The sequence below is a fragment of the Bacillus vallismortis genome (assembly GCF_004116955.1).
Lineage (GTDB): Bacteria > Bacillota > Bacilli > Bacillales > Bacillaceae > Bacillus > Bacillus vallismortis.
The window spans coordinates 845,475-870,825 of sequence record NZ_CP026362.1 but is presented as its reverse complement, the minus strand read 5'-3'; the positions used below and the strand labels follow the sequence as shown (position 1 = coordinate 870,825).

The 25,351-nt window shown below is 41.7% G+C and carries 27 protein-coding genes and 1 pseudogene; 6 read left to right on the top strand and 22 right to left on the bottom strand.

What is annotated here, in order from left to right:
- Positions 1-154: 154 nt before the first annotated feature.
- Positions 155-3,097 (top strand): formate dehydrogenase subunit alpha, encoded by a 2,943-nt coding sequence (gene fdhF / locus BV11031_RS04710; protein ID WP_082246272.1) that lies wholly within the window; start codon positions 155-157, stop codon positions 3,095-3,097.
- Positions 3,098-3,115: 18 nt separating this feature from the next.
- Complete coding sequence (locus BV11031_RS04705; RefSeq protein WP_010327852.1) at positions 3,116-3,598, top strand: helical membrane plugin domain-containing protein; 483 nt, start codon at positions 3,116-3,118, stop codon at positions 3,596-3,598.
- Between the two features lie 207 nt (positions 3,599-3,805).
- Here BV11031_RS04705 and BV11031_RS04700 read toward each other — a convergent pair whose 3' ends face one another.
- The 8 genes and pseudogenes from BV11031_RS04700 to BV11031_RS04665 all read right to left on the bottom strand — a co-directional run bounded on the left by BV11031_RS04700 (position 3,806) and on the right by BV11031_RS04665 (position 9,425).
- Complete coding sequence (locus BV11031_RS04700) at positions 3,806-4,429, bottom strand: FMN-binding negative transcriptional regulator (RefSeq protein ID WP_010327853.1); 624 nt, start codon at positions 4,427-4,429, stop codon at positions 3,806-3,808.
- A gap of 24 nt (positions 4,430-4,453) precedes the next feature.
- Positions 4,454-4,972 carry a spermidine/spermine N(1)-acetyltransferase gene (gene paiA, locus BV11031_RS04695; RefSeq protein WP_010327854.1) on the bottom strand — a complete coding sequence of 173 codons (519 nt, stop codon included), beginning with the start codon at positions 4,970-4,972 and terminating at the stop codon, positions 4,454-4,456.
- A 155-nt stretch (positions 4,973-5,127) separates the two neighbouring features.
- Positions 5,128-5,284 (bottom strand): annotated as a pseudogene (locus BV11031_RS04690) (MarR family transcriptional regulator); the annotation flags it as partial.
- A gap of 342 nt (positions 5,285-5,626) precedes the next feature.
- Positions 5,627-5,857 carry a YrhC family protein gene (locus tag BV11031_RS04685; RefSeq protein ID WP_010327855.1) on the bottom strand — a complete coding sequence of 77 codons (231 nt, stop codon included), beginning with the start codon at positions 5,855-5,857 and terminating at the stop codon, positions 5,627-5,629.
- 82 nt (positions 5,858-5,939) lie between these two features.
- Entirely contained in the window at positions 5,940-7,079 is a 1,140-nt protein-coding gene (locus BV11031_RS04680; protein WP_010327856.1) for a bifunctional cystathionine gamma-lyase/homocysteine desulfhydrase, read from the bottom strand.
- A 1-nt stretch (position 7,080) separates the two neighbouring features.
- Positions 7,081-8,004: an O-acetylserine dependent cystathionine beta-synthase gene (locus BV11031_RS04675; RefSeq protein ID WP_010327857.1), complete on the bottom strand. Its 924-nt coding sequence runs from the start codon at positions 8,002-8,004 to the stop codon at positions 7,081-7,083.
- A gap of 63 nt (positions 8,005-8,067) precedes the next feature.
- Positions 8,068-8,763 (bottom strand): 5'-methylthioadenosine/S-adenosylhomocysteine nucleosidase, encoded by a 696-nt coding sequence (mtnN, locus tag BV11031_RS04670; RefSeq protein WP_010327858.1) that lies wholly within the window; start codon positions 8,761-8,763, stop codon positions 8,068-8,070.
- 20 nt (positions 8,764-8,783) lie between these two features.
- Positions 8,784-9,425, bottom strand: a complete 642-nt coding sequence (locus BV11031_RS04665; RefSeq protein ID WP_010327859.1) for a class I SAM-dependent DNA methyltransferase — start codon at positions 9,423-9,425, stop codon at positions 8,784-8,786.
- Between the two features lie 191 nt (positions 9,426-9,616).
- Between BV11031_RS04665 and BV11031_RS04660 the strand changes: the two genes are divergently transcribed.
- The gene (locus BV11031_RS04660) at positions 9,617-9,820 is read left to right on the top strand and encodes a YrzA family protein (protein WP_010327860.1); all 204 of its coding nucleotides are present in this window, start codon (positions 9,617-9,619) and stop codon (positions 9,818-9,820) included.
- 34 nt (positions 9,821-9,854) lie between these two features.
- Here the strand turns inward: BV11031_RS04660 and BV11031_RS04655 are convergent, their stop codons facing one another.
- From BV11031_RS04655 to greA, 3 genes are all read right to left on the bottom strand, one after another.
- Positions 9,855-10,556 carry a YrrS family protein gene (locus tag BV11031_RS04655; protein ID WP_010327861.1) on the bottom strand — a complete coding sequence of 234 codons (702 nt, stop codon included), beginning with the start codon at positions 10,554-10,556 and terminating at the stop codon, positions 9,855-9,857.
- Between the two features lie 64 nt (positions 10,557-10,620).
- The gene (locus tag BV11031_RS04650; RefSeq protein WP_010327862.1) at positions 10,621-12,375 is read right to left on the bottom strand and encodes a peptidoglycan D,D-transpeptidase FtsI family protein; all 1,755 of its coding nucleotides are present in this window, start codon (positions 12,373-12,375) and stop codon (positions 10,621-10,623) included.
- A gap of 53 nt (positions 12,376-12,428) precedes the next feature.
- Complete coding sequence (greA, locus tag BV11031_RS04645; protein ID WP_010327863.1) at positions 12,429-12,902, bottom strand: transcription elongation factor GreA; 474 nt, start codon at positions 12,900-12,902, stop codon at positions 12,429-12,431.
- Between the two features lie 662 nt (positions 12,903-13,564).
- Between greA and BV11031_RS22860 the strand changes: the two genes are divergently transcribed.
- Positions 13,565-13,753 (top strand): hypothetical protein, encoded by a 189-nt coding sequence (locus tag BV11031_RS22860; RefSeq protein ID WP_010327864.1) that lies wholly within the window; start codon positions 13,565-13,567, stop codon positions 13,751-13,753.
- Between the two features lie 40 nt (positions 13,754-13,793).
- On the opposite strand, the gene BV11031_RS04635 is transcribed toward BV11031_RS22860, so the two are convergent.
- Together BV11031_RS04635 and BV11031_RS04630 are read right to left on the bottom strand one after the other, a co-directional pair.
- Entirely contained in the window at positions 13,794-14,078 is a 285-nt protein-coding gene (locus BV11031_RS04635) for a hypothetical protein (protein ID WP_010327865.1), read from the bottom strand.
- 119 nt (positions 14,079-14,197) lie between these two features.
- Positions 14,198-14,956 (bottom strand): putative immunity/bacteriocin fusion bifunctional protein, encoded by a 759-nt coding sequence (locus BV11031_RS04630; protein ID WP_010327866.1) that lies wholly within the window; start codon positions 14,954-14,956, stop codon positions 14,198-14,200.
- Between the two features lie 377 nt (positions 14,957-15,333).
- Here BV11031_RS04630 and BV11031_RS04625 point away from each other — a divergent pair, with 377 nt between their 5' ends.
- Both BV11031_RS04625 and BV11031_RS04620 read left to right on the top strand, forming a co-directional pair.
- Positions 15,334-17,184, top strand: coding sequence for a T7SS effector LXG polymorphic toxin (locus BV11031_RS04625; RefSeq protein ID WP_129550691.1), 1,851 nt, complete (start codon positions 15,334-15,336; stop codon positions 17,182-17,184).
- Positions 17,185-17,194: 10 nt separating this feature from the next.
- Positions 17,195-17,545 (top strand): hypothetical protein, encoded by a 351-nt coding sequence (locus tag BV11031_RS04620; RefSeq protein ID WP_010330928.1) that lies wholly within the window; start codon positions 17,195-17,197, stop codon positions 17,543-17,545.
- Positions 17,546-17,572: 27 nt separating this feature from the next.
- Here the strand turns inward: BV11031_RS04620 and BV11031_RS04615 are convergent, their stop codons facing one another.
- The 9 genes from BV11031_RS04615 to BV11031_RS04580 are packed head-to-tail and all read right to left on the bottom strand — an operon-like array spanning position 17,573 to position 25,347.
- A complete protein-coding gene (locus tag BV11031_RS04615) occupies positions 17,573-18,550 on the bottom strand; it encodes an N-acetylmuramoyl-L-alanine amidase (protein WP_010330929.1) in 978 nt (325 codons plus the stop codon).
- A gap of 43 nt (positions 18,551-18,593) precedes the next feature.
- On the bottom strand, positions 18,594-19,016 hold the full coding sequence (locus BV11031_RS04610; RefSeq protein ID WP_010330930.1) for a phage holin family protein: 423 nt from the start codon (positions 19,014-19,016) through the stop codon (positions 18,594-18,596).
- A gap of 53 nt (positions 19,017-19,069) precedes the next feature.
- The gene (locus BV11031_RS04605) at positions 19,070-19,246 is read right to left on the bottom strand and encodes an XkdX family protein (protein ID WP_010330931.1); all 177 of its coding nucleotides are present in this window, start codon (positions 19,244-19,246) and stop codon (positions 19,070-19,072) included.
- A complete protein-coding gene (locus BV11031_RS04600; RefSeq protein WP_010330932.1) occupies positions 19,246-19,614 on the bottom strand; it encodes a YomQ N-terminal domain-containing protein in 369 nt (122 codons plus the stop codon). Before BV11031_RS04600 ends, BV11031_RS04605 begins: the two co-directional genes overlap by 1 nt.
- Before the next feature lie 12 nt (positions 19,615-19,626).
- Positions 19,627-21,210: a phage baseplate upper protein gene (locus BV11031_RS04595; RefSeq protein WP_010330933.1), complete on the bottom strand. Its 1,584-nt coding sequence runs from the start codon at positions 21,208-21,210 to the stop codon at positions 19,627-19,629.
- A gap of 12 nt (positions 21,211-21,222) precedes the next feature.
- Positions 21,223-21,396 (bottom strand): hypothetical protein, encoded by a 174-nt coding sequence (locus BV11031_RS22635; RefSeq protein WP_010330934.1) that lies wholly within the window; start codon positions 21,394-21,396, stop codon positions 21,223-21,225.
- Positions 21,393-21,701 (bottom strand): YomQ N-terminal domain-containing protein, encoded by a 309-nt coding sequence (locus BV11031_RS04590; RefSeq protein WP_010330935.1) that lies wholly within the window; start codon positions 21,699-21,701, stop codon positions 21,393-21,395. The genes BV11031_RS22635 and BV11031_RS04590 overlap by 4 nt, the downstream gene beginning before the upstream one ends.
- Positions 21,702-21,717: 16 nt before the next feature.
- Positions 21,718-23,622, bottom strand: coding sequence for a phage baseplate protein (locus BV11031_RS04585; protein ID WP_241210331.1), 1,905 nt, complete (start codon positions 23,620-23,622; stop codon positions 21,718-21,720).
- A gap of 27 nt (positions 23,623-23,649) precedes the next feature.
- Complete coding sequence (locus tag BV11031_RS04580; RefSeq protein WP_010330937.1) at positions 23,650-25,347, bottom strand: phage tail protein; 1,698 nt, start codon at positions 25,345-25,347, stop codon at positions 23,650-23,652.
- Positions 25,348-25,351 lie beyond the last annotated feature (4 nt).

Sequence of the window (25,351 nt, the reverse complement as noted above, 5' to 3'; positions counted from 1 at the left end):
ATCGGTTTATAAAAATCAAGGATTGGTCTGTTAGTAAGACTTGCTAGTGAACTATTCCGCCATGTGTGTTTACACCTTCTTAGCATTAAGGGCAGGTGTATCTATACATGGCTTTTTTTGACTTCTTGAAAGAAAGATGGAGGGGAATATGAATATGATGGACGTTAAGTCGATCAGTGTCCGTGTAGACGGAACAGAAATTCAAGCACGAGCAGGGGCCACAATTTTAGATATTTTAAATGAACACAAGATTGAGTACCCGCAGATTTGCCACGTTCCAGAGGTTGACCCGATTCAAACTTGTGATACTTGCATTGTAGAGGCCAACGGCAAGCTGGTTCGTTCATGCTCTACTATCGCAGAAAACGGAATGTCAATTGATCTTTCGGGAAATCGGGTGAAAGAAGCGCAAACTGAAGCGATGGATCGCCTTCTTGAAAATCATTTGCTGTATTGTACAGTTTGTGATAACAACAATGGGAACTGTACACTGCACAACACAGCGGAAATGATGGGGATCGAGCATCAAAAATACCCATACACGCCAAAAGAAGATCCGTCTTGCGCTGTTGATATGTCTCATCCGTTTTACCGCTATGATCCAAACCAATGTATCGCCTGCGGCCAGTGTGTTGAAGTATGTCAAAACCTTCAGGTAAATGAAACACTCTCAATCGACTGGGAACGTGAACGTCCTCGTGTCATATGGGATGAGGGAGTTTCAATCAATGAATCTTCTTGTGTCAGCTGCGGCCAGTGTGTCACCGTATGCCCATGTAATGCGCTGATGGAAAAATCAATGCTCGGGCAGGCTGGCTTTATGACAGGCATCAAAGAGGATGTCATGGAACCGATGATTGATCTCGTAAAAAACGTTGAACCCGATTACGGCAGCATTTTTGCCATTTCTGAAGTCGAAGCGGCTATGCGTGAAACGAGAACGAAAAAAACAAAAACGGTATGTACGTTCTGCGGTGTCGGATGTTCTTTTGAAGTATGGACAAAAGGACGGGATATTTTAAAGATCCAGCCTGTTTCTGACGCTCCGGTTAACGCGATTTCTACATGTGTCAAAGGAAAATTCGGCTGGGACTTCGTCAATTCTGAAGAGCGGATCACAAAGCCTTTAATCCGTAAAAATGGGGCTTTTGTTGAATCTTCTTGGGAAGAAGCCCTCGATCTTGTCGCAAGCAGATTAGGATCAATTAAGGAGCAGTACGGCAAAGGTTCTGTCGGATTTATTTCTTCTTCTAAGATTACGAATGAAGAAAACTATGCCATTCAAAAGTTAGCGCGTCAGGTATTTGAAACAAACGACGTCGATAACTGCTCACGCTACTGCCAGTCTCCTGCTACAGACGGATTGTTCCGCACTGTCGGGATGGGCGGCGACGCCGGCACGATTAAAGATATTGCCAAAGCGGGGCTCGTCATCATTGTCGGCGCCAATCCGGCGGAAGGACACCCTGTGCTTGCAACACGTGTCAAACGGGCGCACAAGCTCCATGGCCAAAAACTGATTGTTGCCGACCTGCGTAAAAATGAAATGGCTGAGCGGTCTGACCTGTTCATCAGCCCTAAACAAGGTACAGACCAAGTTTGGCTGATGGCTGTTACAAAATATATGATCGACCAAGGCTGGCACGATCAGGCATTTATTGATGAGAACGTAAATTACTTTGAAGATTATAAAGAAGCGCTTAACACCTATACACTTGATTATGCAGAACGCATCACAGGCCTTTCAAAAGAAAACATCATTCGAATTGCCGAAATGATTCGTGACGCTGACGGCACTTGTGTCCTTTGGGGAATGGGTGTCACACAAAATACAGGCGGTTCTGATACGTCAGCAGCAATATCAAACCTGCTACTCGCTACGGGCAACTATCGCCGTCCGGGTGCCGGCGCTTATCCTCTGCGCGGACATAATAACGTTCAAGGCGCTTGCGATATGGGAACACTTCCTGGCTGGCTGCCTGGATATCAGCATATTACAGATGACAATGCCCGTGCTAAATTTGAAGAGGCTTATGGTATCGAAATTGACGGCAAGCCGGGTTTAGATAATATCCAAATGCTTCATTCCATTGAAGAAGGAAAAATGAAGGCGATGTATCTTGTCGGCGAGGATATGGCGCTTGTCGATTCAAACGCGAACCACGTGCATGAAATTTTATCAAGCCTTGATTTCTTCGTGGTTCAGGACATCTTCCTGTCAAGAACAGCTCAATATGCCGATGTCGTCTTGCCGGCTACTCCTTCACTTGAGAAAGACGGCACATTTACAAATACAGAACGCCGCGTGCAGCGATTATATCAGGCGCTTCCGACGCTAGGTGATGCGAAACCGGATTGGTGGATTATTCAAGAGGTGGCAAACCGCTTAGGAGCGAACTGGAATTACAGCCATCCTAGTGACATTTTCTCAGAAATGGCGAGTCTTTCCCCTCTGTTTAGCAAAGCAAGCTATGAGGTGCTTGAAGGCTGGAACAGCTTCCTATGGGGCAGCTTCTCAGGTGAAAGCACTCCGCTTCTGTATGAAGACGGATTTCATTTCCCTGACAAAAAAGCCCGCTTTGCCCTTTCTGATTGGACTGAGCCAGCGGCATTTCCGGAGGAATATGATCTTCATATCAATAACGGACGGATGCTGGAGCATTTTCACGAAGGAAACATGACAAATAAATCGAAAGGCATTCAGGCAAAAGTGCCGAATGTATTTGTTGAAATCTCGCCTGAGCTCGCACAAGAGCGAGGTGTGTGTGACGGTTCGCTTGTACGGCTCGTTTCTCCGTTCGGTGCAGTCAAATTAAACGCGCTGATCACAGACCGTGTACGGAAAAATGAACTTTATCTGCCAATGAACTCAACAGACAAGGAGTCAGCGATTAACTTCCTGACAGGGCCTGCAGCTGATAAACGGACGAACACGCCTGCTTATAAACAGACGAAGGTCCGCATGGAGGTGCTAGGGGGCTGCGAAACAGCGCCGCTTCCGAAAACAAATCCGCGCAACAAAAAACGGCACCCGCAAAATGGGGTCGAAGCAGAAAGAAAATGGAACCGTCCGGGTTATGTCCATCTGACAGATTAAACGAGAGGAGGAAAACGAATGGCCGCTCCAATTACGACGATCAAAAAAGAAACAAAAACCGCAGAGCAAATCAAGCTTGAAAAAATAGAAGAGCTAAAAGAGCTGCTGGCGGAAAACGAGGACGCCGTCTCTAAAACGATGACGTTAATGAATGAACTTAATGAACTTGGCATTTTTGACGCAGCAACAAGCATGTTAAGAGCGAAAGAAGACATCGCCAAGATTGCGCTTGGCCAAGTTTCGCGTGAGCCTGTTACCAACCTCATCAACACAATGATGGCCGCTGGAGGCGCATTAACAAAAGCAGATCCTGAGTTTACAGGAAAGCTTTTAGAAAGCGTAATGGCTGGAACCGAACAAGCGCAAAGCTTTTTAAAAGAAGACAAGAAGGTCGGGATTCTCGACCTTCTCAAAGCAATGAACGATCCTGATATCAACAGAGCCGTCGGCTTTGGCCTTCAGTTTTTAAAAGGTATGGGAAAAGAACTGCAGGAAAAATAAAATAGCCATCGTTGGTTTCTTAGATGTTTTTTGCTTTTCATTTTCCCGATGAAAAAATCCTTCAAACGTTTCATACTGACCGTTTGAAGGATTTTTTATGGCTATTCTATCCGAAGCAATGATGTCAATTCACGTCTATGTATCAAAATTTTACTGAAAGACTCTTTACATTTTGGTATTTTCAATCTTTAAAATGAAACCTAACACTTATTTGTCCTTTTTGAAGCTTCTCTCCATCAACTGTGCCATTTGCTGAGAATCCATATCCTTTTCTTCATAGAGTTTACTCACGATGTTTTGATAGTCCTCATCTTTACGATTTTGACTTAATTTATCGGCAGCTTGAACTTCCTGCACTTTCATCTTAAATCCAACAATCCCTTTAAGTTCTTTTTCTAATAATTGAGGTGAAAGCGTATCCCATAAAACTGGATTCTCACGATGTTTTTCGTATTTTTGCAACAACATTGTCAGGTCTTGCTTTAACTCTTCTTCGTTTAAAATACTGGCTTTGCCATAAACATGTACAGCTTGATAGTTCCATGTCGGCACGTTTTCCTGCTTATACCATGAAGAGGAGATATAAGCGTGCGGCCCTTGGAACATCACCAGTACAGCTTCACACGTTTCTAATGTCCTCCATTGAGGGTTTCCATAAGCGATATGCCCCGTTATATAGTAAGTGTCTCCTTCCTTCGTTAATTGCAATGGCAAATGAGTGGCTATGGGTTTCCCCTGTTTTGTTGTGACGATCGTGCCAAAAGCATGTTCTCGAACAAATTCCCATATCTCATCAACATTAGTGACCTTAAAATATCGCGGAATATACATATCTGCCTCTCCTCTCCATAGTAGTTATACTAGGGTTTTGACCATTATAAAGTCTACTTGTTCCTCATCACCCATATAAAAAGCGTGGGCCCCTGTTTGAACAAATCCCATTTTCTTATAAAACGCAAGAGCATGTTCGTTTTTCTCCCATACACCCAGCCAGATTTTCTTTTTATGATGTTCCATGGCCATATCTATTGCATGATGTAACAGATATGTGCCAAGCCCAAGTTTTTGAAACTTGTTTTTTATATAAATCCTTTCGATCTCTAGAGATTCATCCCCCATCTCCTCAGACTGCGCATCGTCGGTATTGACCTTCAAATAGCCTGCAACTTCGTTATCAACATAAACCAAAAAGAAGTGTGAAGACGTATTAGCTAATTCTTTTTCAATTTGTTCTAGGTGAAAAGCCTTTTCCAAATAAGCTTCCATATTTTCAGGTGAATTCTGATGCTTAAATGTCTCATTAAATGTTTCATAACCAATTTGTTGAAGTTCACATAAATGTTCAAGTGTGCACTTTTTTACTTTTATCGCCATGTTACTCAGTCACCCCTTTAGATTCATAATGTTTCTTGTTTCTCTTTTTTCTTCACTTTCAGAAAATCCTGTTCATGCGATTTCATTTGATGATTCATCATGTTCTCTTTTATAGATGGACATCCAGTTTGTTAGCTTTGTCTTCTTTTTAACATAATTGCACGAGTTGCTGTTGTTCGAACTACTTGTATCATTTCAGCCAACTTTTCTTGAATTCCTGGGTTTTCGCCTATTCCTACCAGATCCTTTAAATTGCTTGTAGAATCCTAATGCCCTAGCAATCATTACGATTTCAAAGAATAGTCTCCCCAATACATATTTTATTGCAAATGCAACAAAAATGCCATTGCATTAAATATATCGTATCTTTGTTGCATTTTCAACAAAAAAACACAATAAGGAGCCGAGTTATGCCATTTTAAAATTACCTAACTCAACTGCTGTATAACCTAATGAAGATGAAACCATTTGATCTAAATCAATCGAACACACCGCAATTCTTTTATAGAAAAAAAAGAGGAGCAACCCCATGGTTACTCCCTAACTCGTTTCTATACCTTTTATTCTCTTAGCTTGGTGTTTTCTTTCATACACCGAGGCGATACGTTCGCCCTTTATTGGATACCGTCCATTTCTTAATGAAGGCTGCTTTTTTTATTCGTCGGCTTCTTCCAAACGCTTCTTATAAATCAATGAACGGTCCACACAAAAGAAGGCACCGGCTAAAAATACGCAATCCGCTAAAAACATCATCGATTTTTGGCCTAACGTTAAACCCTGATCGGGGAGGACTGCGCCTATATATATAAAAGTGCTGACTGCAAGCAATGTAAAAGCAAAATGCTTGTAATCTTCTGTTAAAGATTTCATTCTATTTTTATTCAAAAGAATCACCTGCCAGATTCATAGTATACGACTATTATAATATAATCTGGCGGCTTACAGAGAAAGTAATTGTATCCATTTGTTATAAATTTTTAAGTGCTTGCTCGATATCTTCCAGCAAATCTTCTGCATCTTCAATCCCTACAGAAATTCTGATCAAGCCATCTGTAATGCCGAGTTCAAGCCGGCGTTCTCTCGGAATAGAAGCATGAGTCATTCTTGCCGGAACAGAAATTAAGCTTTCCACCGCGCCCAGGCTTTCAGCAATGGTAAACAGTGTCAGATTCCCCAAAAATGCATCAACACGCTCTTCACTGCCGATATCAAAGGAGATCATGCCGCCGAATCCAGACCCTTGAGCTTTTGCAAGCTCGTGTCCGGGATGGTTTGAAGAGCCGGGATAATATAACGTTTGGACACCCGGATGATTCTCAAGAAAACGTGCGATCTTCCGCGCATTTTGATCGATCGCTTCCATTCTGAGACCCAATGTTTTGATTCCCCTCATTAACAGCCAGGAATCTTGAGGACCAAGAACGCCGCCTGTGGAGTTTTGCACAAAATGCAGCTCTTCTCCAAGCTCTTTAGAAGATGTCACAACTAACCCGCCAACGACATCACTGTGTCCGCCAAGATATTTTGTCGCACTGTGAAGCACGATATCAGCGCCTATAGTAAGCGGCTGCTGAAAATAAGGAGTGTTAAAGGTATTGTCTACGATAAGCAACACACCGGATTTTTTTGCCAGATCAGCCATGAGCGCCAAGTCGGTGATTTTGAGTAGCGGGTTTGTCGGTGTCTCAATATAAATGGCTTTTGTGTTAGGACGAATGGCTTTTTCAACTTCTTCTCTGCTGCTTGTATCGACAAATGTTGATTCAATGCCAAGGCGATTGAGCACCTTTGTCATCACCCGATATGTTCCGCCGTACACATCATCAGTCAGAATAACATGATCTCCGCTGTTAAACAGCATCATAACCGCCGTAATGGCAGCCATTCCCGAACTGAACGCATAGCCTGCTTCCCCGCCTTCCAACTCTGTCACTAGGGCTTCGAGAGCGGCTCTTGTCGGATTGGCCGTTCTTGAATATTCGTAGCCGGTATGCTGCCCTGCTTTCGGCTGCTTGTACGTACTCACTTGATAAATAGGTACGGACACCGCGCCTGTTTTTTCATCACCTGTGATTCCGCCGTGAATCATCAATGTTTTTTTCTTCATATCAGATGCCTCCTTCGTATATTTGTTTGCTGATATACCGGTCGCTGCTGTCAGGAAATACGGTGACGATGTTTGTTCCTGCGGACGCTTTTTTCGCCTCCTCCAATGCCGCATATAGCGCTGCACCTGAAGAGCTTCCGATCAGCAGGCCTTCTTTTTCGGCCGCTTCTTTCACAAGTCTAAACGCATCCCCATCTGTGACGGTGTAGATCTCATCAAAATGGCTTTCATTCATATAGCCGGGGATAAACTCCATGCCGATGCCTTCTGTTTTATGAGCATGGGGCTCTCCTCCGTTTAAAATGGAGCCCTCCGGTTCGACAATCACTGTTTTCACTGCCGGATTTCTTTCCTTTAAGAAGGAAGCAGTTCCTGCGAATGTGCCCCCTGATCCTGCCCCCGCGACAAACGTATGAATCTTGCCGTCAAGCGCTTCCCATATTTCAGGCCCAAGCGTCTTATAGTAAGTCGATGGATTTACTTGGTTTTTAAATTGCAAAACACAATAAGAATTTTTAATTTCTGTCTCCAGCTGAACGGCTTTTTGAATGGCTCCCTGCATTCCGTCTTGACGCGGAGTATGAATGATCGATGCGCCAAGCGCTTGCATAATTTGCTGTTTCTCTGTGCTGAAATGTTCAGGAACACAGAAAATCACTTGTACTCCATATTTTCTGGCACTCAGTGCAAGGCCGATCCCTGTATTGCCTGCCGTAGCTTCTATAATGACTCCGCCGGGTTTCACCCTGCCTGACTCCAGCGCGTCACGGATCAGCATATCTCCCAGTCTGTCTTTGATGCTTCCGCCGGGATTCATCATTTCAAGCTTGGCATACACTGTGACTCCTTCAGGAACATCAAAGTTCTTCAGGCGGAGAAGCGGTGTGTTTCCAATCAGCTCGGTGATGTCCGTTATAACAGCCATATATGTCCTCCTCCTTGATAGAGGTTGTTTTTAGAAAAAACAGAGGAGAACGCTCCCCTGTTTTTAATGAATTCGCTTAATCACCTTTAACACAAGCTCTGTTGAATTGACAGCCGCCTGCTCTAAAAATTGGTCAAATGATACATGTGATTCTTTTCCTGCGATATCTGATAACGCTCTGATCACAACAAACGGCGTTTTAAATTGATGGCATACTTGAGCCACTGCCGCAGCCTCCATTTCAACCGCGTACAGATCAGAAAATCTCTTACGCACTTCTTCAACCCGCTTCGGATCGTTCATGAAAGAATCGCCTGTTGCGATCGTTCCTTTTGCAACTTGAACGCCGTCGAGTTCAGAAATCGCTTCTTCCGTGATGCTGATCAGCTTTTCATCTGCCGCATAAGCAGCCGGAAGACCCGGCACCTGGCCGTATTCATAGTCAAAGGCTGTTACATCTACATCATGGTGGCGAACGTCAGTAGAAATGACGACATCTCCTACATTCAGTGTATGATGAAATCCGCCCGCTGAGCCTGTGTTAATCACATAATCAGGCTTGTAACGGTCAAGCAAAAGCGTTGTGCTGATGGCAGCATTTACTTTTCCAATTCCTGATTTTAAAAGAATCACTTCAGTTCCTTCATATTCGCCTGTTGTAAATTCACAGTGTGCGATTGTTTCTGTTTTTGTATGTTCAAGTTTGCTTCTTAGGATGGTAACTTCCTCTTCCATTGCTCCGATGACTGCTAGTTTCATCTATCCACATTCCCTTCACTTTACCGTTTGATGGCCTCCATTATCCACACGAAGTCGTTTTGCTGAGTGAATTGGACTGCAAAACCTTCAGCTGTAAACATCTCTTTCAACGCACCCAATGTGGGATAATGCTCCGTCTCTAAATCATTTGCCAGCTGATAGAAGCCTTGAGAACGGGCTTTATCAATAGCCTGTTCATATGCTTGCACATCTTCAAAGACGGTATCGGCAAACACTATTCTATCATGCAAGTGAAGGTATTTGCCATATTGCTTTATGGCAGCCCGCTTTTCTTCGTCAGTCAAATGATGAAACGCATATGAACTGACGATTGTGTCAGCCTGAAATGGCGGCTCGGGAAATGCCAGGAAGTCTCCGTCAACAATTTCCGCCCTGCCTGAAAGCTTGTCAGAAGCCAATTTGCGCATTGCGGCAGAGGGTTCAATTCCAAATACAGATTTACCCGCATCCAGCAGCTTGGATGTCAAATTCCCCGTCCCCGGGCCAAATTCTAACACATGCGTTCCAGATTTGCTGACGATGGCATGAAGGATATCATCGTAGCCTCTGAACGCTTCTTTATACTGTATATCAAAACCTTGTACTGTTTGATCATAAGTTGCTGCCCAATCTTCAAAGAGAGGAATAAATTCACGTCCCATATTTGTCACACTCCATATTTAATTATTCCTATAAGTATACTATGAATTAATGATGGAACAGTTCCTATCATACCACATCTTCTGGAAAGCAGGTACTAAAACACTTTGTGTATTTTATGCCATCTATATTGCGCGTTACCCGCAAAAAAGCTTATACTTCATATGACTTGTGAAAGCTGGAGGGTCGAGAGATGAATTTTCAATTAGATTTGATAAAAGACAAAGTGGAATTTTTCGAAGCGGCTTCATTGCAGGAGCTTGAAAAGAAAATCAATACGCAAATTGAAAACAATAAAGCCATCATGCTACGGGTAAAATCTGTTTCACACCAAACCGCTGTGGCAGACGAAAGGATTTTGTACAGCGCGGTAGTTCATTTCGCAGCTGAAGCCTAAAACAAAAGCAGCCGGCTCTATACCGGCTGCTTTGTTATTTTAGTTTTTCTACTTTTGTTGGCTTCCAGCCTTTGTCATCAACCCATGTAATCGTGACTTGATATTTATCACCAGTCATCTTGTCTAAAATCTTGCCTTTGGCATCCTGAGGGCTGCCGTTATTTCCGAGCCAGAGCACCGTCATGTTATCTGTTGAGACACCAGTCGCATATGATATGGCTTTCAGCATCTCAGCCCAGTCTTGTGAGCTTGAATCATAAGTCGCGGCATGCTCGCCCGTTTGCTCAGTTCCAACTGCTTTCCAGTCAGGATTTTCATACGTTTTTTCCACATCGCTTGATGAGCCGCCTTCTGTTACTTTTGCGTCTTTAAGCGGATCATCTGAATCTGAATCTGAGTCTGAATCTGAGTCATCATCTTTAGAAGAATCATCTTTTTTGGCATCCGAATCTGAATCTGAGGACTTCTCAGCATCCTTTTCGCTGTCAGATGTATCTTTCTTGCTGTCTTTTATATCTTCATCCGATTTCTTTTCCGTCTTTCCTGAAGCCGGAGATTCCTGTTTTTGCGCCGTTTCAGAATCCTTGCTGACATCTTTGCTAGAAGGACTGTTAATGAAGAGATTAGCTGCTACCACGACGATTAGTATGGATACAATTGCGATTAAAATGTTAAGCACTAAATTCGTTTTCCTGCGCTTATCACGGTTTTCATAACGAGATTGATTATTGCTCAATACTTCTGCACTCCTTTATCCCTCTTGGCTCAGCATACATTTTACCATGTGCTGAGAAGTTGTTCTATTTCTGATTGATTTCAATTTCGTGTACTTTTTTAACAATATCATAAAACAAGGAATTTGTCAGAGCCTTATCCTCGGGCGTATCCATGTGTAAAACGACAAGAGCGTATTTCGGCTTATCCGCGGGAAAATATCCGGCAAACCATTTTTCATAGAGCGTTTTTTTCTCTTTTGACAGCTTGCCTGTCTGGGCTGTGCCTGACTTCCCTGCTACAGTATACGGAAGATCCTGAAACCTTCTGCCCGTTCCTGAAGGAGATTCCACCACCCGCCGCAGCATTTTTTGAAGCTGCTGTGCCGTATATTTGTCTATCGTTTCTCCTTTTAGATTCTGGTCCTTGAATTTGACGAGTGTTGTGCCATTTTTATATTCAATTTGTTCTGCGATTTTCACCTGCCGCTTTTCGCCTCCGCGGGCGATTGTCGCCATCATATTCGCTACCTGAAGCGGCGTTACCTTTACATTTTTCTGCCCGATCGCTGTTTGCGCAATGGCTTTTTTGACTGATTTGTCTTTTTCATCCCCCCAAATCACGCCGTTTTTTTCGTTATACAACTGGCGGAAATGTGTTTCGTGATACAGTTTTCCTTCCCAGCCTGCCCGATCTGTGAGAGTCAGCTTTTCTGCCATATCTTCAATAACTGAATTGTCTTTTCTCATTAATTGTTCTGCAAGGCTCGTAAATGTGTAATTGCAGCTCTGGGCAAAACTTTCATCAAAAGACAAGGTTCCTTTGTCTTCGCCCGGTTCCCCGTACAGGTTTACATTGCAATTAAAGGATTGGCTCGGCTTCACCGTATCATTTTCAATCGCAGCCGCGGCAATGACTGTTTTAAAAACAGACCCGGGATAGATTGGCGTCAGCATATAATTTTGAAGCGTGTTTTGCCGGGAGACATCGGCGTCCGGTTTGCTTACAATTCCCAGAACACTGCTATTTTCGATGTCCAAAAGCACAGCTCCTCCTTTTTTCAGCCCCTGTTCATTCAATATTTCCTCCATCGCTTTTTGAATGCTTTGATCGATCGTTGTTTTGATCTGGAGCGGATAAAACGTATTGGCTTCAGCAGTATATTTGACGTCCATGCCGAACAAAGGGTTTCCTCTTCCGTCCACATGATATAAAAGTTTTGTATCTTGTTCTGGAAGCAAAAACTCATCAAATGTCCGTTCTAACCCGGTTGTTCCGATTTTCGTTGTAATCGGAAGGTTATCCTGCTCGGGATATTTCCTCCGCAGAAGCGCCGGGTCTTGATTTGTGCTTCCTATCGTATGTGAAGCAAGGCTGGGCTTGTCTTCATTCTCCATATATACGCCGTAAATGCCGGGATATTTCAAAGAATTGATTTTTGTAATGGATTGTTCCGAAAGTGTTTTGATTTTCCTTTGACGCAAAATGACCGGTTTTTTTGCCTTTGTGAGCGTCTGGCGCAATTCATCTTCAGACATGCCGAGGATATCCGCAACTTTTTTGACCGGCCAATCCTGTGTCAACAGAAAAGGGAACAAAACAACCGCAGGCTCACTTTTGCCGGTCAGTGCCTGTCCGTTTCGATCTAAAAAGGAACCTCTTCCGTCAGAAATGAGCACTTCCTCTGTTCGCTGTTTCACACTTTCTTTGATCAAATTGATTTTCCTGTTAGAAAAGGATTCAGTGAAGAACAGCTGGATTTCCGCCAGCCGCAGCAGCAGCAGAAAAAACACGATCAAAAAAGCGATGACTGCCAGCTTCATTCGTTTCGATATCTTCATAAAAAAACACCTCACCCACATTGTGGACGAGGTGTTTCTCTGCTAAACGGATATTATGAAATTTTCACAATTTTCACGAGCATTTCTCCGCCCGGTGTTTGCACTGTGACTTCATCATCTACTTTTTTGCCCAGCAGGCTTTTTGCGATCGGTGAATCGTTTGAGATTTTCCCTTCAAACGGATCAGCCTCAGCGCTTCCAACGATGGTATATGATTCTTCTTCACCATCAGGCAATTCGACGAAAGTGACGGTTTTCCCCAAACCGACAACGTTAGAGCCGCCGTCATCTTCAATGATTTTCGCGTTGCGGATCATATTTTCAAGAGTCGTTACACGGCCCTCTACGAATGCCTGCTCTTCTTTCGCTGAATCGTATTCAGAGTTCTCGGAAAGGTCTCCGAAACTTCTCGCAATTTTGATGCGCTCTACTACTTCTTTTCGTTTAACCGTTTTCAAATATTCCAATTCTTGTTCAAGTTTTTGTTTTCCTTCTTCAGTCATAGGAAAAACTTTCTCTTGTGCCATGTCCCTTCACTCCTTCTGGTTGTCCCTCAACATCTTCGATTATGTATGAGAGCATAAACTAAAAAATACAAGAATGAGAACACAGGGCAGTCCTCGTTCTTCTCTCCCATATAGGTACTGTTTATCTTAAACTGAATCTTGTCGATCTGCAAATATTTCGCGTTTATAAACAGGGAAAGAAGGGAATTCGCACATCCCCTTCCTGCCTATACATAATATGGTCAGAGTTATTTATGTCTATGCTATGGTATTACAAAATCGCGTTTTGTTCAAGGATGGTCTGTATTTTCGTGACCATCAGATCAATTGTTCATCTAGAGTAGTGAGTACAACCCATTTATAAAGAAATCCTACTATGTCAGGCTTTATGTAAGGTTTCAGTATATGTCAATTTGCTCTGGTTTACACTGTTTTATAAAAAAGTATGGGCAAACTGTGGGCAATGTGGGCATTTCTCTTCTAGTATAATTGATGTGTGTACTTGATAAGGGAGTGACTCATTTGATTCTTAACAACGCCCATGGATTTTCACTTACTTTAGCACGCATCTTAGGCAATGTGCAAGCAACAAGTAAAGGATCGCTCAGAAAAAGCATTACCCGGCATTCTGCAGGTAAAGCCACTAACAAATTAATGAGAAAATCATCAAGTAGGTTTTTACCATGACCGACTTTGAACGAAAGTTATATCGGATCATTGTGAACATGCATTTATATAGAAAGAACCCGACTTTACAAGAACTCAAAAGGAAGACTGGGAAAGGCGAACAGGAAATTCGTGATGCCACAAAAAGCCTTATTCGAAAAGGAGCGATTTCTTGGGATAAAGAAAAGAAAATATGGATTATATAAAGCCCTTCTCATATGAGTTGGGCTCCTCTATCTCCTTTAATTAACGAAACAAAAGAGTAGCTAATATCCCCAGATTTACTATTCCTAATAGGAAAGAGACATATGCAATTCCTTTGTTTCTCTGCATAAAATAAAGTCCGTTTACAATCAAAATACAACTGATTAATGCATCAAATAATCGGAGAGCCATAACGCTAAAATCAAATTCAGGCTCAAAAAGACTAAACAACAACACTACTATTAAAAATACAATAGATACTGTGATATAAATTAACCAATCCCTAGATGCATTACTCTTTTCAGTTTCTTTGTGAATACTGTTCATGAGTTATTCGCAACCACCTTATAACAATATTTCCTAAATATTATAATATGCAGCTAGATATTTTCAATGCATCATTATAATTATAAAAAAGAGGGGTATTTTCTCCCCTCTCTCCTTAATTATCCGCAAATTAATTTTATTGCTTTGCTTTTTGAATTGTTCTTGATTATAACACAAACTGCTCCGCATCCAATACCAATTGCCAGATTGATGGCTGCAACCCGTAAGCACGAAAGAGCACAAGAGCCACCATTCGCAATATCATATAACCATGATACTGCTGATTTGCAACTCATCATTGTTGATGCTTTGGTTTCTTCAGAATCTGAACCCTTCAAGTAATCTTCTACACTAACTTCAGTTCCGTCATTTAGTTTGACTTTTCCACCTTCAGTTAGATTAACATCTTCCGTAATTTCACCAGATTGTTTTATCTGTAAATTTAGAAGTTTTGTTGATTCATCAAAAGTGATAAAGGTTTTAATTGTATCAAAAATTTGTTCCGTATTTAGATCAACAAAATATTGTGCTGAGGTTAGACCTGATTCCATATCCTCAACAGGAATTGTTACAACCGCCATCCCTTCTTTTACGTTTACAATCTCTTCATCTTGTTCATTAGATAGTCCGAAAAAACTTCTTTCATGTTTTTTTACTAACTTGTTTTGCTTGAACTCCTTTGAGGCATAAACAATTTCTTTTGCTTTCTGTTGGTCTTCTTTCGAGCCTGATGACTTAGGCACCCCTGATTGACATGACTCACAATTTGTTTTTGCGTAAACATTCGAATTTGCTTTAACACTAGTATTAAAAGAAAAAATTGTTACTAATGAAAGTGTTAAAGCCATTAACAGTGAAAAAAATCCTTTCTTCCCCATCAAATACCTCCCATTTTTTTCATATCTTAGGTCGACCTATGAAGAATGTAACTTATTTCCATCCGGAAATCAACAAAAAACAGGATAATTATATTAAATTTTCAAATAAATGTCTTATATAAAAATAAGAGGACTTTATTATAATCTTCAATAAACTGTTCAACTGCACTTTTTTTGTTCATAAATACAATCTACAGAATCTATACATCTGGTGAAATGGTTGAGGCATCGGCGCATTTGCCAATACAAAAGATTCAGATAGGTAAAATGACGCGGATCAAATTGATCATTTCGCACTTTTGAATCACATTGAAGTCTAATTCTTCATTTTTTAATGGTAAAATCTTGTTGAAGTTTTCAAATGAAAGGATATGAACATGAAAGTATTTGAAGCCAAATCACTGCTTTCCGAAGCAGATAAACGTGCAAAAGAATACAAAGAATTAAGAAGTCAGTTGGTCAATCTAAAGAAAGCCTTTAAAGCTGTCGCTGATCTCGATGACAGTGAGTTTTCCGGCAAAGGCGCCGACAATATTAAAGCATTTTATCAAGACCATGCAGGTGTGACTGACAATTGGATTGACTTACTTGATATGAAAATTGCTTTCTTGACAAGCATTTCAGGCACTTTAGAGGACGCCAGCTTATCTGATGCATATATAGAAGAATCCTTCTTAGAACACGAGCTGGCTAATGCCTACACAAAATCAAAATCTATTATGTCTGAACAAAAGAAAGCCATGAAAGATATCTTACATGATATCGACGATATCCTTCCGCTTGATCTGTTTTCAACTGAAGACTTTAAAGACGAACTCGCCGATGCGGAGGACAAACGCAAAAAAACAGGCGATAAACTAGGCAGCGTTGACGAAGCACTTGTTACTGAATATGCCCAGTCAGAGCCAAACGAGCAATTCATCAAAAAAGACTTCCAAAAGCTTGAGGAATCCACAGGCAAAGGCAAGGATGCTTCCCCTATCCACTACAATGCCAAAGCATATAGAGAAAGTGACATACATAAGAAAAAAGGCGATATCGAGAAACAGACAGAAGCTTATTTGACGATTAAGAAGGATGAAGCGAAAGAACGAGAAATCAAAGACCTGAAAAAGAAGCTAGCTGACGGAGTGACGGATCCGGATGAATACTTAGACATTGCCAAGAAGGTCGGCTATGAGAATCTTACACCAGAACAGCTCCAGTACGCAGTGCAGCTGGAACAAGCAAAACAGCTGAAGGACGTCGGTGAAAGTGTAATCAATGCCGGTAAGACAGTAATTGATTTCGTCGACGGGGTTAATGATGGAATTAACGATGCGATTGACGATACGATATATGGTGTCAAAGACTTGGTTGTCGGCGCATGGGACTATTCGCAGCTCCCTACCGAACTAAAACTCACAAAAACAATTACAACAGTTTTAAGCGTACCTTCTTATTCTAAAATCATCTGGACAAACCTTGCCGACTCATGGAATGATAAAATGATAAATGGCAATGCATACGAGAAAGGGCATTATATCAGTTATGTGGCAGGAAATATCGTTGGTACAAAAGGCGCGGGTTCCGCAGTACAAACCACGACCAAACTTTCTAAAGTAGGTAAAGTGGTTGAAGGTGGAACAGCCGCTGCTCATGTCGATAAAGGGATAAACAAAGGCAAATCTTATCTCAATTCTTTTGTTAAAAATAAGAATGATCTTGCACTTGTGGGGATTGCACAAGACGTCGAGAATACGTATAACGCAAAAAATACTCCTCTATTAAAAAGTATGATTGAAGATAAAAAAGAGAGTGTTCTCACTAAATCAGTCAATTCAAACGGTTCCAGTGGCTCAAATGGTATTTCTAAAAAAACTATAAAACACGTATATCACGGTGAAATTAACAGAAAGAAAAGAGCAGTTGGTTATCATCATGAGAGTATGATGAGTGGTAGCAGAATATTACCAGGAACAGAAGAAGCACCTGATATAAACGGGGTATATAGAGCTAAAGTAGAAGTAAATGGCGTAAAAAAAGTAGCAAGGTCCACTTTCTTTCCAAAGGAATGGGATAGAGTAAAAGTATACAATACAATATCTGAAGCCTACAAAAACAAAAAACTAATACGAGATAATAAGTATATCGGCAAAACTTCATCAGGGATTGATGTTGAAATGTATATTAATAAGGATGGCTCAATATCAACTGCCTATCCTTTATATAAAAAACCAAAGGAATGATTGATTTATCATGGAATTTTCATTTGAATTTAAAAGAGACCTTTTAGGATATTTAAGAGTAGTTCTTCCTACAGAACTAGAATACTTTTCTGATTTCATTGAAGACATTGTTTCGTTAGGTGAAGCTGATGAATACTTAAAAATTATTCAAGAAGTATTGGATGGCTCTTCTGAAGAATATGAGATTCAATTAAACACCACCATTGCATATATAAAAAAAGATAAAACAGTCGTAGAACACCTTTATACAGAAAGCGAAAACGACAAAAGTTCCATGGAAACAGAAAAATTTAAAAACCTTATGCTTGTTTGGAGAGACAAGATCCCAGAAAGGTATAAGAGCGTTGATTCAAACTTTTAGGTCCCTTGAATTTCAAGGGACCTTTTATTACTTCAATTTTTCTTCAATTTTCGCTTTAGTAGCTGGTCCATAAATGCCGTCAGCAGTCAGGCCACTTACTGACTGGAACCGTTTGACCGCGTTTGCTGTTTTCGGACCATACACGCCATCAATTCCGTTATTCTTCGCCCCTTTATCCGGATAGAAATAAAGAGCTGCAAGCGCTCTTTGAATCTTAGTAACGTCGTCTCCTTTTCTCATCGGCTTTGTAACTTTAAAGATGCCAGAAGGCAGCGTATAGGACGTTTTTTTGCTGCTTGGTTTAGGGCTCGAAGTGCTTGAGCCTGTGAGCTTTAATACTTGGCCGACCTTTATCAAGTTCGGATTCTTGATACCGTTCAACCTTTGCAGGGTTGCCATACTTACGCCTGTTTTCTGTGCAATGACAGAAAGAGCATCACCTTTCTTCACGGTGTACGTCGCCCCGTTAGCCTTTGTTTTCGTTTTCGTAGGAGAAGGTGCTTTTTTACCACCAAGGCGTTCTAATTCTGCAGCAATGGCCGCCTTCACTTGTGCCCATCTTCCCTCAGATAAAATACGGTGCGGGCAATACTTGCCGTTCCAGTCTTGATGCTTTCGCACACGATCAATACCCCAGCCGCGTTCTTTAAGCAGCTGCGCCACAAACTTAATAGCCAGCTTTTCTGCCGCCTTATATTTAGCGCCTCCTGACTTGCTGTAACAGATTTCAACTCCAATAGACTTACGGTTCCCGGTGCCGTTTTTGCCGTCTCCTGTGTGCCATGCATTTCGATTTGTGGGGATGCCCTGCCGCACCTCTTTGTCATCGACTGCAAAGTGAAAGCTTGTCGAGCTTGTATTCCCGATCATATAACTGATCTCATTGGCAGCTGACGCGTCATTCGCTGTATTGTGGATGGTGATATACTTCGCCGTCATTACGTTCGGGCATTTCAAACCGTATTTAGATTTTGATACAAGATTCTTTTTCACTGTGATTGTCATAAGTGTTCTCTCCTTTAATTTTGGTATAGAAAAAGCTGCCGGGTTATCCAGCAGCCTGTTCATCATTTTCATTTGTTTGTTCGTTGTCATTTTCGATTGCGTGAAGCCGGTCGGTAATGGCCGCCGGAATCTTAACGCCAATCTGTGCAAGGTTCTCCGTAATGGAAAGCCCCTCATTGGCGATATAAAAAAGAACGGTTCCAAATGTCAGGACGCCGTTCAGATTGAGGATTGTATCAATGATATTCGCCACAATGACAACTAGAAAGGTAAGTATTTTTCGGACGTAACCAAACCATGCGCTACGGCTCCGCAGCTTTTTAAATTTCCATGCCTTAATTACGCCTGTTAGGATGTCTATAATGCTGATAATCAGCAATAAATCGAGGTATTTCACACCCCCAAACAAGTAAATTCTCGCTAAATCCAACGTTTCAAAGTTAATAAACACGTTCGTTTCCTCCATTTCTTTTGATCACCTCCTTAGAGGCAAAATAAAAACACCTCCATGGGTGTTGGTTAACTTCCTAAATCTATGACAATCGGCTCTGTGGCTGGATAGGTCAGTCCGGTGATTTCTTTATATTGTTCTTCTGTTATCCTATTGAGCTCAACAAAACGGGCGACATCAGCGTTTGTGTAATACTGTCTGCCCCACCCATAAATGGTTTTGATATTTCTAAACCAATAATCCATTATGCTTTCCCTCCCTCGGCCATCATCAGGAACAAGTCCGAAATCATTTTTGCCTGAGACTCTATCAAGTTTTGAGATTCAGCCAGCTGCACTGTCGTTAATGCGTGTTGTGCTTTCAATTCATCTAAAGCAGATGGAGGGTCTGCTGGCCCCTTCAAACTGTCTTTATATTCCTGATCAGCTGTTTCGATCCACTCTTGTTTTTCGCTGTCAAACCAAGGACGCCACATGCCTGAACCGTTTTTTTCAGGCGGTTTATCGGTAGCATTAGGCGGTATATTATACTTACCTGTTTCAGCGTCAGGAAATAGTTCTACAGGTTGTCCAGCATAAAAGCCATCTTCTCTATACGGATAAATTAAGATCATGTTTCCCCTCCTTTAGTTTAATGGGATTACTTTATCTATATAGTAGCCGGTCACTTTGCTGCTATCGTTCACCATCAAACCGGTCAATTTAAGGTCTCCTGACGGAAACACAATTAATTTGCTCATTCCTGTTATTCCACTTACAGCAACTAATTCCATCACGCCTTTTGACGGGGCATAGGAGGAAGGAATGGACGCAAAAACGACTTCTCGATCTGTCACAATATGGCCAGTAAGATGAAGAGCACCTGCTACTTTTTTAAATTGAAGCTGTCGATCTCCTGTTTTTGCTCCATTTTTATATGTTGCATTTAACCACGGCACACTTTCAGTATCATTTTCAGTGAGAAGTCGCTTCCAACCTGACCAGCCTAAATTGCCGTCAACATAGTTTGAATACATATTATTCTTATAATCCATGGCCACGACATAGCCGAAAGTGCCGTTACCATTACTATCAATGGATGTGAAGTGGAAAAAACCTCTTGTCGATAAAGTGGAAGGTGCATTTGTCGGCTTTCCTGTTGAATAAAATGTCCCGAACGTCTTTCCTGCCTTCACAATTCTGTCCAGAAAATCGTCTGTATCAGCGATTGAAACCAAGACCCCTCCAACATCATTTGTGATTTTGAAAAGCTGAGCACCGTTCCATTTTGTGCGTTCTGCTGCAGATATATGAGCAGTCACATCTTTTACATGCGTATCAAATTCAGTTTTTGTTGCCTGTTTGTCATTGGTAACATTCCCAAGCCCGACTTGACCTTTTGTCACCCCATGGGGATTGCTTTTATTATCAATGTGTTGATCAGTATACGTTTTTGCGTTTTTTTCGGCAGTATCCGCCTTGTTTTGTGCTCCCGTTGTCGTTTCTTTGGCATTCCAGTTTGAACGCTCTGTGGACGTGATATGACGCGTAGAATCCGTATTGTGTGTATTGAATTCTGCTTTTGTTGCTTGCTGCACGTTGTCTACGTTCCCCAACCCTACCTGAATTTTTGTAACACCATGAGGGTTGGACTTTTCATTTTTATGGGTATCTAAATTAGCCTGAACAGCATCAGCCTTTTTCTGTGCCCCATCTTTTGTTTCAATGTTCTCTAAGTCCTCAAATTTTTTCCGCAGCTCTTCAACAGTCTGAATAGTCTCGTTATAAAGCTCGTTGATCTTATGTTTTAAAGACTCAAAATCATCTATATAGTATTCCGCACTTGGCAAGATATCAGTGTCAATCAAGGCTTTCTTAATCTCAAAAGAAAACTCATGAATCGACATCGCCTGCTGATTGGTGTACGAAACATCCAGCTCAGCCTGAACGGTCCCAACATGTCTGATTTCTTCATCAGATAGAACATACATCAGTCGGCCGTTCAACTTATCAATGATTTCAATGTCTCGGACAAACCGGCTGCCGTCTGACATGAAAAGAACGAGCTTCACCACTGCCGCGGATAATGGCAAGGGAACCCCGTCCTTCATAAGCTGGAATGATAGCTTTGCTGTGCCTTTGTCTTGAGTTGTATATTGGATATTCGTTTGTACCGGGCTTTTGCGCCGGCCATTGATCGTAAATGTAAGTGATTCGTCTTTGTACGGCATTGTATCCCTCCTTTACTCCTCTACAGAAGGCGATTCTTTTTCAGCTTGTCGCAGCCTTTTGATCTCATTCATTTCCTCTTCTGTTATCTTGCCTTGCTCCACGGCCATAGAAAGAAGTTCCTCCTTGCCGTCCCAATGCCCTGATAGATAACACGTCTTAATGGCATTATAAAAAGGGCTGCTCATCCTGCGTCACCCCTTACCATTGTTTCCAGTATATCGGCGACAGCTTTCAGCGCCTTTTCCCCATCGCTTTCTTCAACTAAATCAGCAGTCTCAAGAGATTCAATGTATTCAGCAGATGCGCTTTCTACCCATTCTGTTCCCGTCCACTTGGCCTGCACCAAGTCACCCGGACTGATCTCAGTTGCATTTTCCGGTACAATCCGTTGCGTGTTTCCGTCATCATCTTCAATGTATTGAATTTCAACCGGGCAATCATAAATATCATTTTCATCAAATTGATATGCCCATATTTGTTCACTTTCCATATAAGAACACCCCTTTTTAATCCAGCTTGATGATTTCATCAATATAGGTGTATGTTGCATTCGACTCATTTTTGGCAAACAGCCCGTGTGCAGAGATATTTCCATTGGACCGAAAAACGATCTTTCGTTCTCCTGTTGTTCCAGCTATAGGACAACTTTTAAATGCATTCTTTTTAGGCCGGGCACTGGCAGGCAACGTGGCGAAATCGACGCCATCTTTTTTCGGTATCGTAACTCGGCCCCTTACAAAAAGAAAACCTCCCTGCACTGCGAATTGGAGGCGAAAGTTGCTGTCAGGATTCTTTGCGCCATTCTTTAAAGGCAGGTTTGCCCAAGGCAGCTTTCCACTGGCTGAAATCTCGGACCAATCTCCAACATTCCCTTCATTTGTAACAACTCTTGTCAAAATCTTAATTGGCCGCCCTGTTGCGTTTCTGGTTAACGTTTGAATAACTGAGCCGGCACGATCTGCCGGTGCAATGTTCAACCACCAGCCAGCGTTACCGCTGTCCGGATGATCCGAAAGCGTCTTAGTTTCTGTCGTCAGCATATAGTAAAAACCGGGTTGCCTAAATTCTTTTAAAGATTTCAGACCATCCGGCAGCCGCTTTGAATAACCATTATTTTGAGTAAGTTTATACCCTTGATACCCCTGAGCTAAATCAATGCCGAATTTGGCTGCATTCTCTTTTGAATGGTAGGCGTATACCTTGGCAAGTCGTTTTCCGACGGCTCCCGTCACCACGCCTGCAAATAGTGATCTTTTCCCTGTCTTCGGGTCCTTGTATAAAAAGATGGACTCAGGCTCACGGAAACCATCTTCATATTTTCCATCTGGCCCATAACCAAAATCACAAGAGATACGTTTTTTTAAGCTTCCATCCTTAAAACTAAATAACGCCAGCTCACATGGATAGGTTCTGTTGTTTGTATCGCCGGTGTACCAGTACAAGTCGTATCCGTCTATTGTGAAGCCTTGGAGATAAAACAAGTCATTCGGAATGATCACCTTTCCCAGCACTTTATTTACCCCGTTTTTCACGTCACTTAATTTCCGAAGCTCTACCAAACTAGTATCATCTTTTAATCTCATTCGGAACGCAATAAAGCCATTTTCTCTATCAATAACAGGGATCGTATAGTAATCGTTGAATTTGTTATATCGCTTGATCCCTCCGCTGCCGCCGTTCAGTGTCGCGCCTGCCGTATAAGGAAAACGCACAAGATCGTTTCCGACAGTGTTTCCGTTTGAATCGACAACATTATAGTTAGACCAGATATACATTTTCCCGTTTTCCCGTTCCAGTCCAATTGTGGTGCCGTGACCGCCGTGAACGAGCTTCATGCTGTCCAGCATCACCCCGTTTTGATTCATACGTGTAATCGTGAAACTCTCGCTTTTATCTTTGTTTCCACTGGCAACCTGTGTGGCGTAGATATCACCTGTTGGTTCATCAATGACAAAACACTGCAGCACTGTTTTATCTGCTAGATTCAAGTTGGTGTGGTAAACCGGCGGAACGGTTGTAAAGTCAAAGCCCATTTCTTTTTGAACAATGGAATCTAAGTTTTCAACTTCTGTCTCTTTTGCAATTAGATGATCCCGTAATGTTGGATAAACCTTTCCTCGCTTATCTACGCGAGCATCCAGCATTTCTTTTATATTGGTTCCGTCTGCTTGTAAAACAAGGTTTCGGATACGCGCTTTTGCTATTTCAATTTCTTCATAGACAGTTAGTCCGCCGCCATGAGCGACCTGTGAAGATGTATGAGCATTATCTACCCTTTTATGATTCGTAACGTCTCGCTCAATACTATTCACAGCAGTTTCAATGCTTCCTAAATCATTTGCAAGCTGTTCCTCGTATAATGAGTTTCTGATGGTGCCAAAATACTTCCTTAGCGTTAACAACAGCAGCACTCCTTTCTTGAACAAAATAAAAAACGCTTATCGGAGCGTTCGCATTAACTGGTCAATATAGCGTTTTTGATCTCTTATTTTCTTGGCCTGATTAACTGCAATGTCTTGAATGTCCTTTCTAAAATTCGCAAACGTTAGCTTAGGACTGCTGTAAGGGTTCAATGGATTGTATTGAATGGTCAATAAACGAACATCATCTTCAAACGTAATGCCGTCGGCCGTATCAGCCAAAACATGAATGGTGTCACCTTTCCAAAAAGGCTTTTCTATGGATAAAAGCTTAGGTTCATAGATATATTGATAGTCCACGCTTACAGTTGTTTCTGGGTAAGGATTGACATGTTTCTTCAAGGCTGAGACCATGCTGCCCGGCTTTTTGATAGTTTCATCTTTTATCGGATCGGCCCATCTAGGTTTACCTTCCCGCGAAAATTTTTTCTCTTCGGGATGAACATAAAGAATAGGCTCAAAAACATACTTGGGTTTTTTATCTGTAGAATTGCTATCCTTTGCCAGGGCACCGTATCCCCATGCCCGAGTCGTGCAGTTTTGCGAGTTTGTTTTGATGTTAATTCCCGGCATGTTATAACGGGAATCAAGCGTGAAGTCTACTTCCTGCCCCATTTTCTTGTAAACATGTAACTTATAATTATCAACATCAACTTCTAAGTCATAATCTTCTATGATCTGATCCATTAATTCTGTACTGTTTTTCTCTCCGAAATTCTCTTCTTCTGCCGATGGGAAATCACTTTCGGGAGCTTCTAATACATAAGTGAAGTCCGTGCCTTTTAAAGCAATATCAAGCGCCTCTTTTAACTTTAACTTTTTAGAAACATTTTCCTCAACACGGTTTTCGACTAGTAGGACAGAATAGATATGATTCGCGGTAATCGTTTTTATGATTACATTTTTTGATTGTTTCAGGTCAACATCCGTGATGTAGTATTTCTGATGATTGAACTTTCTCTCGTCGATATAAAGGATATTGTCGTTTATTAAAAGATCAAATTCAGCTGCATTCTGCTGCGTTTTTGTAATCGTGAAAGTAAAGCTTTTCTTTCCCGTTGTGTCATCTGTCAAATCAACTATAACTCCTGTTATTTCAACGACATCCTTTCCGTCAGTCGTAGAAACAAACAATTGAGGGAAATCAACATCTGAAGGCAAGTTTTTATTTAAAGAAACGTCTTTCCCCGCATATTCCTTACTTGGAAATACAGGGTCCTCAACCGGTGTATCAGGAACATCTGGTTCGTCAGGATTCGTCGTAATGTTGTCATATTGCGTTAAATTATATTTATCTATGATACTGATTAACTTACTCGGGTATTTTACATCTGTAGCATATCCGCCGTCTTTTACGGCTTGGCATGCTTTTTTATAGTTGCTCTCACCCACGACCGCTTTATACCGATCAAGACGGTTATACAAGCTTCCTAAATCAGCCAAGCTTTCTGCATAAGTGGGATACTTTCTAAACTTCGCTTGAATCCGAGTAACGTTTCCGTATTTGTCTTGCTCGCTTGTCCACATCAAGACATACTGACCGTTATATGTCCCTTTTATGCCAAAAAGGTTATGAGCCTTTTGTGCAAGTCCACTTGTGCCGTACCCACTTTCAAGACAGCCCTGAGCAATGACAAGGCTGGCGAGAACATTATATTTTTTGTATACATTTTGTGCGCCGGGTACAAGGCTTTTAATAAAGTCTGCTGCAGCCATATCA

Bases quoted from the DNA above. Each gene is read 5' to 3' on its own strand.
- fdhF (WP_082246272.1), top strand. From the start codon at position 155: ATGATGGACGTTAAGTCGATCAGTGTCCGTGTAGACGGAACAGAAATT.
- BV11031_RS04705 (WP_010327852.1), top strand. From the start codon at position 3,116: ATGGCCGCTCCAATTACGACGATCAAAAAAGAAACAAAAACCGCAGAG.
- BV11031_RS04700 (WP_010327853.1), bottom strand. From the start codon at position 4,429: ATGTATATTCCGCGATATTTTAAGGTCACTAATGTTGATGAGATATGG.
- paiA (WP_010327854.1), bottom strand. From the start codon at position 4,972: ATGGCGATAAAAGTAAAAAAGTGCACACTTGAACATTTATGTGAACTT.
- BV11031_RS04680 (WP_010327856.1), bottom strand. From the start codon at position 7,079: ATGAAGAAAAAAACATTGATGATTCACGGCGGAATCACAGGTGATGAA.
- BV11031_RS04675 (WP_010327857.1), bottom strand. From the start codon at position 8,004: ATGGCTGTTATAACGGACATCACCGAGCTGATTGGAAACACACCGCTT.
- mtnN (WP_010327858.1), bottom strand. From the start codon at position 8,763: ATGAAACTAGCAGTCATCGGAGCAATGGAAGAGGAAGTTACCATCCTA.
- BV11031_RS04665 (WP_010327859.1), bottom strand. From the start codon at position 9,425: ATGGGACGTGAATTTATTCCTCTCTTTGAAGATTGGGCAGCAACTTAT.
- BV11031_RS04660 (WP_010327860.1), top strand. From the start codon at position 9,617: ATGAATTTTCAATTAGATTTGATAAAAGACAAAGTGGAATTTTTCGAA.
- BV11031_RS04650 (WP_010327862.1), bottom strand. From the start codon at position 12,375: ATGAAGATATCGAAACGAATGAAGCTGGCAGTCATCGCTTTTTTGATC.
- greA (WP_010327863.1), bottom strand. From the start codon at position 12,902: ATGGCACAAGAGAAAGTTTTTCCTATGACTGAAGAAGGAAAACAAAAA.
- BV11031_RS22860 (WP_010327864.1), top strand. From the start codon at position 13,565: ATGACCGACTTTGAACGAAAGTTATATCGGATCATTGTGAACATGCAT.
- BV11031_RS04635 (WP_010327865.1), bottom strand. From the start codon at position 14,078: ATGAACAGTATTCACAAAGAAACTGAAAAGAGTAATGCATCTAGGGAT.
- BV11031_RS04630 (WP_010327866.1), bottom strand. From the start codon at position 14,956: ATGGGGAAGAAAGGATTTTTTTCACTGTTAATGGCTTTAACACTTTCA.
- BV11031_RS04625 (WP_129550691.1), top strand. From the start codon at position 15,334: ATGAAAGTATTTGAAGCCAAATCACTGCTTTCCGAAGCAGATAAACGT.
- BV11031_RS04620 (WP_010330928.1), top strand. From the start codon at position 17,195: ATGGAATTTTCATTTGAATTTAAAAGAGACCTTTTAGGATATTTAAGA.
- BV11031_RS04615 (WP_010330929.1), bottom strand. From the start codon at position 18,550: ATGACAATCACAGTGAAAAAGAATCTTGTATCAAAATCTAAATACGGT.
- BV11031_RS04610 (WP_010330930.1), bottom strand. From the start codon at position 19,016: ATGGAGGAAACGAACGTGTTTATTAACTTTGAAACGTTGGATTTAGCG.
- BV11031_RS04605 (WP_010330931.1), bottom strand. From the start codon at position 19,246: ATGGATTATTGGTTTAGAAATATCAAAACCATTTATGGGTGGGGCAGA.
- BV11031_RS04600 (WP_010330932.1), bottom strand. From the start codon at position 19,614: ATGATCTTAATTTATCCGTATAGAGAAGATGGCTTTTATGCTGGACAA.
- BV11031_RS04595 (WP_010330933.1), bottom strand. From the start codon at position 21,210: ATGCCGTACAAAGACGAATCACTTACATTTACGATCAATGGCCGGCGC.
- BV11031_RS22635 (WP_010330934.1), bottom strand. From the start codon at position 21,396: ATGAGCAGCCCTTTTTATAATGCCATTAAGACGTGTTATCTATCAGGG.
- BV11031_RS04590 (WP_010330935.1), bottom strand. From the start codon at position 21,701: ATGGAAAGTGAACAAATATGGGCATATCAATTTGATGAAAATGATATT.
- BV11031_RS04580 (WP_010330937.1), bottom strand. From the start codon at position 25,347: ATGGCTGCAGCAGACTTTATTAAAAGCCTTGTACCCGGCGCACAAAAT.